Source organism: Bradyrhizobium sp. 1200_D9_N1_1 (assembly GCF_052075915.1).
Classification (GTDB): Bacteria; Pseudomonadota; Alphaproteobacteria; order Rhizobiales; family Xanthobacteraceae; genus Bradyrhizobium; species Bradyrhizobium diazoefficiens.
In genome coordinates this window covers 6,087,318-6,099,805 of the sequence record NZ_CP197226.1, presented here as the reverse complement: position 1 = coordinate 6,099,805, position 12,488 = coordinate 6,087,318, and the positions used below count along the sequence as shown (strand labels likewise).

Sequence of the window (12,488 nt, the reverse complement as noted above, 5' to 3'; positions counted from 1 at the left end):
AGGAGGGCCCATGGAGATCACCGGCAAGACCAAGATCATGTTCGTGCTGGCGCACCCGGTCGACCATGTTCGCGCAAGCGCTGTCTTGAACACCTATTTTCAGTCCATCGACGACGACGTGGCGGTATCGCCGCTTCATGTGCTGCCGGCCGATCTGGGGGCAGTTCTCGCGAGCGTCAGGCTGATGCGCAATGTCGTCGGCTTTGGTGTCACGATCCCGCACAAGACAGGCGTGATCGAACATCTGGATGAGACGACGCCAACGGCGGCGCTCATCGGCGCCGTCAATTTCGTCAAGCGAACGGCTGACGGACGCCTCATCGGCGACAATCTGGACGCGCGGGGTTTTGTCGCCAGCCTTGCGCAGCATCAGATTGCGGTTCGTGGCCGGAAAGTGCTCCAGGTCGGAGCAGGCGGTGCGGGGCGCGCAACCGCATTCGGCCTGGCCGAGGCCGGCGCACGCGAGCTGACCATCATGAATCGGGATGGAGCGAAGGCGCATGCGCTCGCCGAGGCGGTGTCACGGCGCTATCCGGAGACGAAGGTCAATGCCGGGCGCGCTGAGGCACGCGCGTTCGACCTCATCGTCAATACGACGTCGCTCGGCATGAAGACGGATGACCCTCTGCCGCTCGATATCGAGGGAGTGGGTCCCGCGACCGCCGTCAGCGACATCATCGTCACCCCCGAGGTGACCCGGCTTCTGGAACAGGCCGCAGCTCAGGGCGCGAGAACCATCGGCGGCAAGCCGATGCTCGACGCGCAAATGGCCCTTGTCGCGCGCTTTATTGCGCGATAGCCTGATATATCAAATATTATATCGCGAGCGGCCGCCGTGGATCGAGGTCCCCGGCATCAGTGTAAGGGGCATTTGCCTCCCGCGTCGTACCAGGCGGTCAGATGGGAAACGAGATCTTCGTGAAGGCTGCATCGACCACACCGGCAACAGCGGGCGCATCCATCCGCATCAGCCGTCTGGAAAAACGCTTCGGCCCGGTTTTTGCCGTCGACGGCGTGGATCTCGATATTGCCGCCGGCGAATTCATCGCTTTGCTTGGACCTTCCGGCTCCGGCAAGACCACCATCCTGATGAGCGTTGCGGGGTTCGAGTTTCCGACAAGCGGCACCATCCAGGTGGATTCCGAAGACCTCACCTATGTGCCCTCGAACAGGCGCAACCTGGGAATGGTATTTCAGAACTACACGCTGTTCCCGCACATGACGATCTTGGACAACGTCGCCTTTCCTCTGAAGATGCGTGGACTGCCGAAGGCCGAGCGTCATGCGCGCGCCGAAGCTGCGCTCGAAACGGTGCGTCTGGGCGGTTACGGCAACCGTCGTCCCAACGAGCTCTCCGGCGGCCAGCAGCAACGCGTGGCGCTCGCGCGAGCCGTCGTCTATCAGCCGCGCGTCCTGTTGATGGACGAGCCACTCAGCGCACTCGACAAGAATCTGCGTGAGGACATGCAGCTCGAGATCAAGCGCCTGCATGCCGAGCTCGGCATTACCGTCATCTTCGTCACTCACGATCAGAGTGAGGCCCTGACCATGGCCGACCGGATCGCCGTCCTGAAGGATGGTAAGATCAAGCAGATCGGGCCGGCACGCGAACTCTACGAGAGGCCCGCAAATCTCTTCACCGCCGGCTTCATCGGCGAGATGAATTTCGTTGACGTCACGGTCGAAAGCGTCGGCGACGTTGTCTCGGTGGGGCTGCCATGGGGTGAGACGTGGCAACTGCCGGCGACCGCAGCGGTCGATGCAGTGAAGGCCGGCGAAGCCGCGGTGATGGCCGTGAGGCCCGAGCGGCTACGGCTCGGCGCGAGTGCGGCAGGGCAAATCGTCAACGTCACGCTGAGCGACATCGTCTATGCGGGGTCAGCCATGCTCCTGATCGGCCGCCTGCCGGATGGTACCGAGATGCGTGCGCGCATTCCGGGCGAATCGCAGCTCAGCTCCCTGGCTCCCGGAGACGTTGCGTCCTTCACCGTGCCTGCGGCGGCGATCCTGCTCTACCGAGGGAAGCGGTGATGACGAAGGAGGTGCGATCGCAGTTCTGGTACTCCGATGGCCGCAGGCTGAGCGGCCTGTCGACGCTGCTGCTGCTGCTACCGTTCTTCGCCGTCATCGCCTTCGTCTTCATTTATCCGATTGCGCAGCTCCTCCTGATCAGCTTCTTGGAGCCGCATCCGACCTTGGACAACTACGCCCGCGTCGTCGACAACCCGGTTCACGCGCGCGTCCTGATGCGCACGCTCTGGACTGCTGCGCTCGTGACAGCCCTGTCCGCGGTTCTCGGCTTCCCGGTGGCCTACTATATGAGCCGGACGAAGGGGGCGCCCGCCGCCCTTGTCGCGGTCTGCGTGATCCTGCCGCTCTGGTCGAGCGTACTGGTGCGCACCGCCGCCTGGTCTTTCCTGTTCCAGCGCAATGGGCTGATCAACTCGGCGTTGATGGCCCTCGGCCTGACCTCGCAGCCGTTCAAGCTGCTCTACACCCAGAGCGCGGTGGTCATCGCCATGACTCACGTGTTGCTGCCGTTCATGATCCTACCGATCTACGGCGCCTTGCGCAGCATTCCGAACGACTATACGCGGGCGGCCGCCGTGCTTGGCGCGACGCGCCTGCGGACCTTTCTCGAAGTCATTCTTCCATTGAGCCTGCCGGGCGTCGTTTCCGGATCGCTGCTGGTGTTTCTCACGGCGCTTGGTTTCTTCATCACGCCAGCGCTTCTCGGCTCACCGCAGGAGATGATGATCTCGACCCTCGTGTCAAAGCAGATCCGCGAGGTCCTTGACTGGCCCTTCGCCGCCGCATTGGTGGGGGTGCTGACGTTCTTCGTGACCTTGCTCGCGATCGTGTTCAGCAAGACGTTGCGTTTCGACCGGCTGATGGGGAGCGCCTCGTGAAACCGCCGACCGACCGAGGTTCCCTCGTGCTGGGCGCCTATGTTTATGCTGTGCTGGCATTCATCATTGTGCCGCTCGTCATCGTCATTCCAATGTCGTTCAGCCAGAACGACTACCTGGCATTCCCGCCGACCGGTTTCACCTTGAAATGGTACGCCGAGTATTTCGACAGCAGGCAGTGGCGTGCGGCCACCTGGCTCAGCGTGCAAGTGGCGCTTCTGACGGCAGCCTGTGCTTCGCTGATCGGAACCGCAGCCACCTATGCCATGGTCCGTGGTCGCAGCCGGCTCGTGACCCTGTTCCAGATCCTCCTGATAGGGCCGATCATCGTGCCGCATATCGCGCTCGCCGTCGGTCTCTACCTGTTTTTCCAGACGATCGGTCTCTCGGGAACCGTTCCCGGCTTTGTGCTTGCACATACGGTTCTGACCCTGCCGTTCGTCGTGTTCACGATGGCGGCGGCCCTGGGCAGCGTCGACGCCAATCTCGAAGCGGCGGCGATGAGCTGCGGTGCGACGCGCTTTCAGGCCTTTCGCTTCGTGACGCTGCCGCTGGTCCTGCCGAGTCTTGCGAGCGGCGCGCTGTTTGCCTTCATCATCTCCTTCGACGAACCCGTCGTGTCGTTCTTCCTGTCCGGCATACGCCAGAAGACGCTGCCGCGTCGTATGTTCGAGGACATCGAGCAGAATCTGACACCCATAATTCCTGCGATCGCGACGCTGCTGATCGTCCTGTCCATCGCGATCTTGCTGGGAGGCCATGCACTCCGGTCCCGCAGCAAGACTCAGTCAAGCGCCGGATGAGAGCTCAAAGAGGAGAACGTCGATGTCGAAGAAGACCTGGAAGCGGACCTCAGCACTGCTTGCGCTGGCTTCCGCTCTTTCTGTAACGTTGCCGGCTGCCGCTCAGAAGCTCGAAGATCAGCTGGTGATTGCCACGACCGGTGGTCTGATGGGCAACACGCTGGCGAAATACTTCTACGAGCCCTTCAACAAGGCCAGGAATGTCGAGGTCGTCCCGGTCGCGGTCGAAGTTCCCGACCAGTGGGCGCGCGCCAAGGCAATGCAACGAACCGGCAAGATGGAGTTCGACATCGTCACGGCAACCGGTCCAGATCTGGTCGGGCGCACCGACATGCTCGAGAAGATCGACTGCGCCAAGCTGCCGAGCGTCCAGAAGTTCGGCGTCTCCGATGCCTGCCAGCCCTACGGTGTCGCTCGCACGACCGGAGGCATGCTGATCACCTACAATACCGAGGCGTTCAAGGAGAAGGCACCGAAGACCTGGGCCGATTTCTGGGACGTGAAGCAATTCCCCGGACCTCGTGGCCTGCCTGATACCGGCGACAGCGACTGGTGGGTGCCCGTGGCCGCGCTCCTCGCCGACGGCGTCAAGGCGGACCAGCTCTTTCCGCTCGATCTCAATCGCGCCTACAAGAAGCTTGACGAGATTCGTCCCAATGTCTCCGTCTGGTGGAAAACAGGCGATCAGGTGCAGCAGATCATGCGCAGCCGCGAGGTGGTCTTGGCCATGAGCTATTCGGGACGCGCGCTCGCCGTCGTGAAAGAGGGCGCTCCGGTCGCCATGTCCTGGGATCAGGCCATTCGCGACACCGGCTATATGGCTGTTCTCAAGGGCGCGCCGGACCTCAACGCGGCCATGGCCTATCTCGACTTCTTCTATGCGAGCCCCGACGCCCACGTACCGTTCATGCGGGCCGTCAACTATGCAACTGCCAGCAAGTCGGCCATCGAGTTGCTGAAGCCGGAAGAGCGCAATCTCTATGCGACCTCGCCGGAAAACTACGAAAAGCTGGTCAAACCCGATTTCGCCTGGATCGGCGAGCACCGCAACGAATTGCGCGAGCGGTGGATGGCCTGGCTGACGCGCTGAGCCGCGACAGCGTCTCCCGCGGCTTCGCGTTCGCAAGATGAGGACGGACCATGGATCACACCAGTGACCCCAGTGCGATGCGCTACGTCATCGATCCGAGCAGGCTCGATCTCGTAGAGGAATTCCGCGCGAGCCCGCTCGGTGTGCACAGTCCGGAGCTCCGCAAGCTGCTGGCGCGGATGCGATGGGGCAGGCCGGAAGGGCGACTTGTCCTGATCGTGCTCGAGCCGGGCAGGGCCTGGCGGCTGTCGTGTATCCCCAAGCGGCGGGGCGATCCCATGCCTTTCGTCGATGATCGCGTCTTCACCTCTCTCGCTGAAGCGGAGTGGCATGTTTTCAAGCTGCGTTGGCAGGAAACGACTGGCGCGACGCTGCCTGCGGAGGTTTCGGGTGATTTATAGGACGAACGAGTATCTCGGCTATCCGGACCGCATCAGCGTTCCAGCAGGCGAGACGGTCCGCTTCCAGTTGAGCAGCAAGCGGCCGAACGTGAAGGTCGAGGTGCTGCGGTTGCGCTGCGGCGATGTCGATGTCAACGGTCCGGGCTTCAAATACGAGGTGATGACGAGCAACGTCGACGGCGAGCACGCCTGTCTCGATCAGCCAATCCGGCCGGGATCCAACGCGATCGTCGAGCACGATGGCGCTCTCGCTCCGACCGGGGGACACTGGTGCTTCGGCGCCTACGTCTGTCCGACGCGCATCGCCGACAATGCCAAGGCCGTGATGGGCAATTGGTGCGAGGCCTCGGGGCGCGGCTACGCTCTCGAGCTTGATGAGGAAGGATGCCCGGTTCTGGTCCTCGGCCAGTCAACCGGAGCGTCGGCCCGTTTTACCCTCGACGTGAAACTGCGACAGCGCGTCTGGGCGTTCGTATCGGTCGCGATCGATCTCGTACGGCGATCGGCAACGCTGTCGTTGATCGTTCCGGCGAATGGCGTTCAGCCGACGGTCGCCCACGCGAAATCATTCGCTCTGCCGCTGGCGCTTGCGCTCGACTCGGGATTGCCGTTCCTGATTGCGGCCCATCATCTGAACGGGGAGCAGCAATACGCGTCTCATTTCGACGGCAAGATCGAGGCGCCGCGGATCTTCTCGCGTCCGCTGGAGGCGGAGGCGCTGCGCGTGTTCGATTGCCAGCCGCGGACAGGTGCGACCGAGGCCGGCCTTGTCGCTTTCTGGGATTTTGCGGACGGGATCTCGACGCTGTCTGTCAAGGACCTGTCGCCCAACGGTCTGCACGGCAGCCTGCGCCAGCTGCCCCGCAGGGGCGTCACCGGCTTTCATTGGTCGGGGAGCGTCCATGACTGGCGGCTCTCGCCGCGCGAATATGCGGCGATCCATTTCCACAGCGATGACATCTACGATTGCGGGTGGCAGACCACGTGCGCGCTCGATGTGCCGGCCGATTGGCGATCGGGCGTCTATGCGCTGCGGTTGACGCCTGGCGGGAATGACCCTGAGGCGAACTGCGAAAGCTATGTCACTTTCTTCGTGACCCCCGGCAGGAAGTCCAGGCGAGCCGATTTCGTCATCGTCGCTTCGGTGGCGACTTATCTGGCTTATGCCAACAGTGCATTGCGGCTCTATCAGGTTCACTTCGAGACTCTGATGGAGCACGTCCTGTGGCTGCCGCAGGACGACGTCTTTATGCAGGAGAACCCGGAGATCGGGCAATCGACCTATGATTGCCATGTCGACGGATCGGGGCGCGCCTACAGCTCCTGGCTGCGGCCCATCCTCAACATGCGCCCGCGGGGCTACTGGTTCAATCTGATCAACGACACCCACATCCTCGATTGGCTCGAGGAGAAAGGGATTTCCTACGATCTGATCACGGATGTCGAGCTCGATCGCGAAGGGGCACGGGCGCTCGCGCCTTATCGGGTCGTGATGACGCCGACCCATCCCGAATACTACAGTTTCAGCATGATGAACGCGATCATGGCGCACCAAAACGCCGGGGGGCGGCACATCTCGATGGGAGGCAATGCGTTCTACTGGCGCTGCGGCTTTCATCCGGCCGCGCCCGCGGCGCTGGAGGTCCGCCGCGGCATGGCCGGAACGCGGACCTGGGAGTCGGAGCCGGGCGAGGTTCATCTTGCCGGCACCGGCGAGCCGGGCTCGTTGTGGCGGCACTCCGGCTTTGCACCGCAGAAGCTCGTGGGCGTCGGCTTTTCGGCGATGATCAACGACACTTGCGGCTACTATTTGCGCACGGCCGAGAGCGAGGACGCGCGCGCCGCCTTCATCTTCGAGGGCGTGGACCGCGACGAGAAGCTCGGTGACTTCGGCTTTCGCTACAATGGTGCGGTCGGTAGCGAGATCGACCGCTACGATCTCGATCTGGGAACGCCGCGGCACGCGTTACGGATTGCGACCTCCGAAGGTCTGGGGGCAGGCGCGCTCCCGACGCCGGAAGAGTTTCGTACCGTGGTTGACGGGCTTGACGGCACCCAGAACGCCTTGGTCCGCGCCGACATGGTGTTCTTCGAAACCGCCAATGGCGGTGCGGTATTTGCCACTGGCTCGATCACCTATGGCGTGTCGCTGGGCCACAACAACTACGACAACAACATCAGCGCTATCACCCTGAATGTCGTGACACGGTTCCTTGATCCGGCGCCGTTCGTCATCCCCGCCCAGGCTTAGGGCACGGACACGGCTTCGATCAGAAGAGATCTCCCATGACTGACAAGCGCCATTTCCAATCTCCGGAATTGGGAGCCATCAACGTCGCGCCGCGAAAGGTGCGCCCGATGCATGCGGACGAGCATTGGGGTAGCCAGCCCTGGTACGAAGCGCCGCGCGAAGACCCCGAAGTGCCGGAGGTGTACACCTATACCGACGCGATGTCTTACGATCCGGGAGGGGAGGTTGCCTTCCATTCCAGCGCGACGGCGAAAACCTGGCGGTTGCAGGTCTATCGCGATGGCCTTGAGCCGGAAATGGTGCATGAGGTCGATGCACTGGACGGTGTGTTCGCGCCCACGCCACCTGACGCCTACCGCAATGGATGTAACTGGCCGGTCACGCACCGGTGGAGATTGCCGTCCGATCTGCGCTCCGGGTTCTATCGCGTGATCTCGTCCTGCGAGCGGGCGAATGGCGGCCGATTCGTCCAGCATCACTTTTTCGTCGTGCGCCCATTGGAAAGGACACGGCGTGCGAAGATCCTGATGATCCTGCCGACGGGTACCTGGACTGCCTACAACGATTTCGGTGGTGCCAATCACTACTTCGGCGTCGAAGGTCCGGGCCGGGACGAGCCGTCGCCGGTGTTGTCGCTCGAGCGACCATGGACCCGCGGCATGGTCTGGCTCCCCGCAGGTGCGCCCCGCATCTGCGCCGATCCTGCGCCCGAGATGGGCGATGCCCCGCGCTATCCGATGAAGGAGTGGGCCTTTGCCAATGGCTTTGGCCAGTATTACGCGGCGGCTGGCTGGGCCCAGTACGATCGTCATTTCGTGTTGTGGGCGGAGAAGGAAGGCTATGCCCTCGACATGATCACCCAGACCGATCTCCACTACCTGCCTGAATTGCTCGACGGCTATCCTTGCGTGACGATCATCGGCCATGACGAGTACTGGACATGGGAGATGCGTGAGGCGATCGAGCGCTATGTGGAAAGCGGCGGACGGCTCGCGCGTTTCGGTGCCAACTTCCTGTGGCAGATACGACTTGAAGAGGATGGCAAGCGGCAGGTCTGCCACAAGTTCAAGGCGATCCACAAGGATCCCATCGCCGGCACGGGCAGGACGCATCTCATGACGTCGGCCTGGGAAGACCGTAACGTGCGTTGGCCCGGCGCCTCGACAGTGGGTGTGAACGGCGCACACGGCCTCTATGCGTCCTGGGGAGGTTTTGCACCGAACGGCCAAAAGGGCTTTACGGTCTATCGCCCCGAACATTGGGCCTTCGCCGGCACCGGGCTGCACTATGCCGACATCTTCGGCGACAAGCAGCACATCTTTGCCTACGAGGTCGACGGACTCGACTACACTTTCCGCAACGGCCTTCCGTTTCCCGTTCCCGCCGACGGGCAGCCCGAAACCATCGAGATATTGGCCATGGCACCTGCCGTCCTCGCCGAGGACGAGCCGCAAGGCGAGGGCTTTCGCTACTACGTGCGCAGCAGCGATCACGAGGGCCTGGTGGAATGTCTTACCGGCGAAATCACGCCGGAGGGACTTGCCCGCTACAAATACGGATCTGGCATGATGGTGCACATGACCCGTGGCAAGGGCGAGGTTCTGACCGCCGCGACCTGCGAATGGGTGATGGGGCTAAAGCGCGGCGACCCGTTCACGCAGCGGATCACCCGAAACATTCTCGACCGGTTCACGTCGTCGACGCCTGCTGTGCCGCGAGAGAAGAGGGCGTGATCGGGCAAGCCACGCGTGAACGACAGCCCGCGCCATGCACAACGGACATCGCGGAGTTTGAACCCATCGCGCGATCATCGACGCTGTGACGGAGGCGCGAAAGATGCGCCGCTGAGGTCAATCCTCCCCAGGCGTCATGTTGCGGGTGCCGCCATGCTTTTCCAGGAGCCGCACGAGGTTTTGGCCGCCCTCCATCATGTCGGCCTGGATCGCTTCCCGCACCTTATCGGGACGGCGTTGTCGCAAATAGTTGAGCACGGACAAGTGCTGATGCTCGTTCGGATAAATTGGTGGCGCGTGCGGATAGTGAAAATTCAGCAAGGGACCGTTGCGCATCCAGATATCGTCGAGAATGGCAAGCACCTCGGGAAGTCCAGATCCATCGTACAGGCCGCGATGGAATTGCCAGTTGGCGCGAACCGCGTCCGACCACCGACGCTCTTTTTCGGCGCTGATCAACTCGTGATGGATTGCTTCCATCTTGTCGATGCCTGCTTCGGAAATGCGCGTCGTGGCGTGCTCCCCGGCGAGGCCTTCGAGAAACAGCCTCACGGTCCTGAGCTCGATATACTGCTTGGCTGTCATGTGAGCGACCATGATCGAACGGCCAGCCTGCATCTCGAGGGCGCGCCCGCGCACGAGTTGCATCAATGCCTCGCGAATGGGTGTCTCCGACACGTTCATCGTCGCAGCGAGCTCGCGGATCTTGAAGCGGTGGCCCGGCCAGAACCGGCCCTCCATCAGCGCCTGTCGCAGGTTGTTGTAGACAAGGCTTGTCAGGCTATCGCGGGCGACGGGACCAACTCCGCTCTCGCCAGGCTTCTGTTCCACGTCGTTCATTTCGGTCCCTCGCAAGGGTTTGGCCGTTTGTGCCAACCCCACCACCTGCTCGAATCCACTTTATATATAATATAGGAAGGCAGATTTGCCGAAATCATTAGCCGCTGGCGCCGATTCTGCCGAAAGGAGGTCACTCCTTGTGGTCGGGTTGCTGCACATCGGCATAGGGAGACAGCCACTTGCAATTCACCTGATAATATATGATATATCGTCTTGGAGTTGGAGAGGGCCGTCATGCCGGGATTGAACCGAACAAGGGACACCACGCTGCGCGCACGCGCGGAGAAGGTCGTGCCGGGCGGGATGTGGGGGCACCTCCACGCGGCCAAGCTGCCGGACGGCTATCCGCAATTCTTCCGGCGCGGCGAGGGCGGGGTGCTCTGGGATGTGGATGGTAACCGGTACGTGGATTTCATGTGCAGTTGGGGACCCAATCTGCTCGGCCACCATCATCCCGAAGTGGAGGAGGCTGCCGAGCGTCAGCGCCGTGAGGGGGATTGTCTGAACGGCCCGGCGGAAGTCATGGTCGAGCTGGCCGAGCTCGTCGTGGATATGGTGGGTCACGCCGACTGGACGCAATTCCAGAAGAACGGCACCGACGCGACTACGACCTGCGTCACCATCGCGAGGGCAGCAACGGGCCGGCGAAAGATTTTGGTCGCCAAGGGCGCCTATCATGGTGCTGTGCCTTGGTGCTCCCCGTCGTTGCTCGGTGTGACTGCAGAGGATCGCGCCCATCTCGCATATTTCACTTTCAATGATGTCGAGAGTCTCGAGGTGGCGGCAAAGGCGGCCGGCGACGATCTCGCCGGCATCCTGGTCTCGGCATACCGCCACGATCTCGGGCTCGACCAGGAACTTCCCACCGTGGAGTTCGCGCATGCGGCACGCCGCATCTGCGACGACAGAGGGGCTGCGCTGATCATTGATGAAGTCCGCGCAGGCTTGCGCCTGAACGCTGCCGGGAGCTGGGAAGGGCTTGGTGTCCGCCCCGACCTGTCCGCCTGGAGCAAGGCGATCGCCAACGGCTATGCCCTGGCGGCTGTCACCGGAGCCAATTGGCTCCGCGGTGCCGCGTCCCAGGTCTTTGTCACCGGGTCATTCTGGGCCGGCGCTGTCGCGATGGCTGCCGCCGTGGCGACGTTGAAGATCGTGCGCAGGGACAATGTGCCGAGCCGTCTTGCACAGCTCGGGCAAATGCTGCGTGAGGGCCTTGAGACACGTTCGCGCCAGTTCGGCGTGTCAATTCGCCAATCGGGGCCTGCGCAGATGCCGACTCTCCTGTTCGACCAGGATCCGGCTTACCGGAAGGGTTCGGCCTTCTGCAGCGCGATGTTGGCGCGAGGCGTTTACTTCCATCCCAAGCACAACATGTTCCTCTGCGCCGCGCACACCGAGGCGGACATCGCCGAGGCGCTCCAAGCCGCCGAACATGGCTTTGCTGTGGTAGCAGGGCTGTGATTCCTTGCTCTGCTTGCCGTTTCCAGGTTTAGTCAGCCGTGCCGATGCGGGCCTTTAAGGCCATCCTCGCCTATTCGGATCGGGTGTTCGATCAGCTCCCGTTGGCTCCGGAATCAATCTGCTTCAAGCCAGATTGGTCGGTGCAGAATCATCGGACCTGCGCCCAAATGGCGTCAGGGCCAGACTTGGAAGCTTATTGACGGCACCGTTAATGCTGATCCGGCTTCTGTAGCTTCTCGTCCCGCACGGATGTGTTCATTGGCGAGCTCGATACCGGATACCTCGGTAGCTCCGCGCGGCTGGCAGTCATCAAGCGAGCGCCGCTACTGCTTTCGTGTGGGTTCTGGCCGGTATTTCCCTAGTCGACGAAGCGCTTGCGGCGGCGTTGCTGACCGCGGCGGCCGACGAGCGACGCGAAAAATCTGCACTCCAGGAGGCGATCCGGTTACTGCTCGGTGAGCGCGATATCTTCGGCGCCTACGACAAGGAGACTCTGGAGGACGCCTCTGACCGATCACTTCGGCAGAGTGCTCACGACGTGACCCAGACATTGTCGACCTCAAAGCTGATCGACATTGGTGTCCTCAGGGCAGATGCCATTCGTACGGAGACAGTAGGCAACCTGGCGGACATAAGAACTCCATACTCTCCGATTCTATCAACTCTCTATGCAACCGAAAAATTCATAGGATGGAACGTCTAGCGTGTCACCCTTTGCCGTACTCATCGCCGGCTGGTTCGGCGTCGCGCCTGACGCCGTCCGGATGATCACGGACGGCGTCAACAAAACTCTTCGCGTCGTGAGCGATCATGATGACGTATTCGCACGCTTCTCGCCTACCTCCTTGCACAGTCGTGAAGCCCTTGAAAGCGCAACGCTCCGACACACATTGGTCTTATAGAGGTCATTGCTCAAATGCCTTCTTCGATTTTGCGCCATCGCGCCCCAATCGTGATCCGATAGCAGCAACGGTTGTTTCTTTCCTTGATCTATTGGAGT

11 protein-coding genes are annotated in these 12,488 nt (G+C 62.1%); 10 read left to right on the top strand and 1 reads right to left on the bottom strand.

Annotated features, from left to right (window positions below; translation table 11 throughout):
* The first annotated feature begins 10 nt into the window (after positions 1-10).
* The 8 genes from AB5K84_RS29405 (at position 11) to AB5K84_RS29370 (ending at position 9,187) form a co-directional block, all read left to right on the top strand.
* The gene (locus AB5K84_RS29405; RefSeq protein WP_011086325.1) at positions 11-799 is read left to right on the top strand and encodes a shikimate dehydrogenase family protein; all 789 of its coding nucleotides are present in this window, start codon (positions 11-13) and stop codon (positions 797-799) included.
* Between the two features lie 101 nt (positions 800-900).
* Positions 901-2,031, top strand: a complete 1,131-nt coding sequence (locus AB5K84_RS29400) for an ABC transporter ATP-binding protein (protein WP_011086326.1) — start codon at positions 901-903, stop codon at positions 2,029-2,031.
* Positions 2,031-2,909: an ABC transporter permease gene (locus AB5K84_RS29395; protein ID WP_038965937.1), complete on the top strand. Its 879-nt coding sequence runs from the start codon at positions 2,031-2,033 to the stop codon at positions 2,907-2,909. The genes AB5K84_RS29400 and AB5K84_RS29395 overlap by 1 nt, the downstream gene beginning before the upstream one ends.
* Positions 2,906-3,712: an ABC transporter permease gene (locus AB5K84_RS29390; protein WP_011086328.1), complete on the top strand. Its 807-nt coding sequence runs from the start codon at positions 2,906-2,908 to the stop codon at positions 3,710-3,712. Before AB5K84_RS29395 ends, AB5K84_RS29390 begins: the two co-directional genes overlap by 4 nt.
* Before the next feature lie 22 nt (positions 3,713-3,734).
* Entirely contained in the window at positions 3,735-4,802 is a 1,068-nt protein-coding gene (locus AB5K84_RS29385) for an extracellular solute-binding protein (protein WP_028171909.1), read from the top strand.
* A gap of 77 nt (positions 4,803-4,879) precedes the next feature.
* On the top strand, positions 4,880-5,203 hold the full coding sequence (locus tag AB5K84_RS29380) for a hypothetical protein (protein WP_236842222.1): 324 nt from the start codon (positions 4,880-4,882) through the stop codon (positions 5,201-5,203).
* Positions 5,193-7,454: a N,N-dimethylformamidase beta subunit family domain-containing protein gene (locus AB5K84_RS29375; RefSeq protein ID WP_011086331.1), complete on the top strand. Its 2,262-nt coding sequence runs from the start codon at positions 5,193-5,195 to the stop codon at positions 7,452-7,454. Before AB5K84_RS29380 ends, AB5K84_RS29375 begins: the two co-directional genes overlap by 11 nt.
* Before the next feature lie 35 nt (positions 7,455-7,489).
* Positions 7,490-9,187 carry a N,N-dimethylformamidase beta subunit family domain-containing protein gene (locus tag AB5K84_RS29370; RefSeq protein WP_011086332.1) on the top strand — a complete coding sequence of 566 codons (1,698 nt, stop codon included), beginning with the start codon at positions 7,490-7,492 and terminating at the stop codon, positions 9,185-9,187.
* Positions 9,188-9,304: 117 nt separating this feature from the next.
* Here AB5K84_RS29370 and AB5K84_RS29365 read toward each other — a convergent pair whose 3' ends face one another.
* A complete protein-coding gene (locus AB5K84_RS29365) occupies positions 9,305-10,027 on the bottom strand; it encodes a GntR family transcriptional regulator (protein ID WP_011086333.1) in 723 nt (240 codons plus the stop codon).
* 234 nt (positions 10,028-10,261) lie between these two features.
* Between AB5K84_RS29365 and AB5K84_RS29360 the strand changes: the two genes are divergently transcribed.
* Together AB5K84_RS29360 and AB5K84_RS29355 are read left to right on the top strand one after the other, a co-directional pair.
* Positions 10,262-11,488, top strand: a complete 1,227-nt coding sequence (locus AB5K84_RS29360; RefSeq protein ID WP_011086334.1) for an aminotransferase class III-fold pyridoxal phosphate-dependent enzyme — start codon at positions 10,262-10,264, stop codon at positions 11,486-11,488.
* A 334-nt stretch (positions 11,489-11,822) separates the two neighbouring features.
* Positions 11,823-12,191: a hypothetical protein gene (locus AB5K84_RS29355; RefSeq protein WP_011086335.1), complete on the top strand. Its 369-nt coding sequence runs from the start codon at positions 11,823-11,825 to the stop codon at positions 12,189-12,191.
* Positions 12,192-12,488 lie beyond the last annotated feature (297 nt).

Bases quoted from the DNA above. Each gene is read 5' to 3' on its own strand.
- AB5K84_RS29365 (WP_011086333.1), bottom strand. From the start codon at position 10,027: ATGAACGACGTGGAACAGAAGCCTGGCGAGAGCGGAGTTGGTCCCGTC.
- AB5K84_RS29360 (WP_011086334.1), top strand. From the start codon at position 10,262: ATGCCGGGATTGAACCGAACAAGGGACACCACGCTGCGCGCACGCGCG.
- AB5K84_RS29395 (WP_038965937.1), top strand. From the start codon at position 2,031: ATGACGAAGGAGGTGCGATCGCAGTTCTGGTACTCCGATGGCCGCAGG.
- AB5K84_RS29405 (WP_011086325.1), top strand. From the start codon at position 11: ATGGAGATCACCGGCAAGACCAAGATCATGTTCGTGCTGGCGCACCCG.
- AB5K84_RS29370 (WP_011086332.1), top strand. From the start codon at position 7,490: ATGACTGACAAGCGCCATTTCCAATCTCCGGAATTGGGAGCCATCAAC.
- AB5K84_RS29400 (WP_011086326.1), top strand. From the start codon at position 901: ATGGGAAACGAGATCTTCGTGAAGGCTGCATCGACCACACCGGCAACA.
- AB5K84_RS29385 (WP_028171909.1), top strand. From the start codon at position 3,735: ATGTCGAAGAAGACCTGGAAGCGGACCTCAGCACTGCTTGCGCTGGCT.
- AB5K84_RS29380 (WP_236842222.1), top strand. From the start codon at position 4,880: ATGCGCTACGTCATCGATCCGAGCAGGCTCGATCTCGTAGAGGAATTC.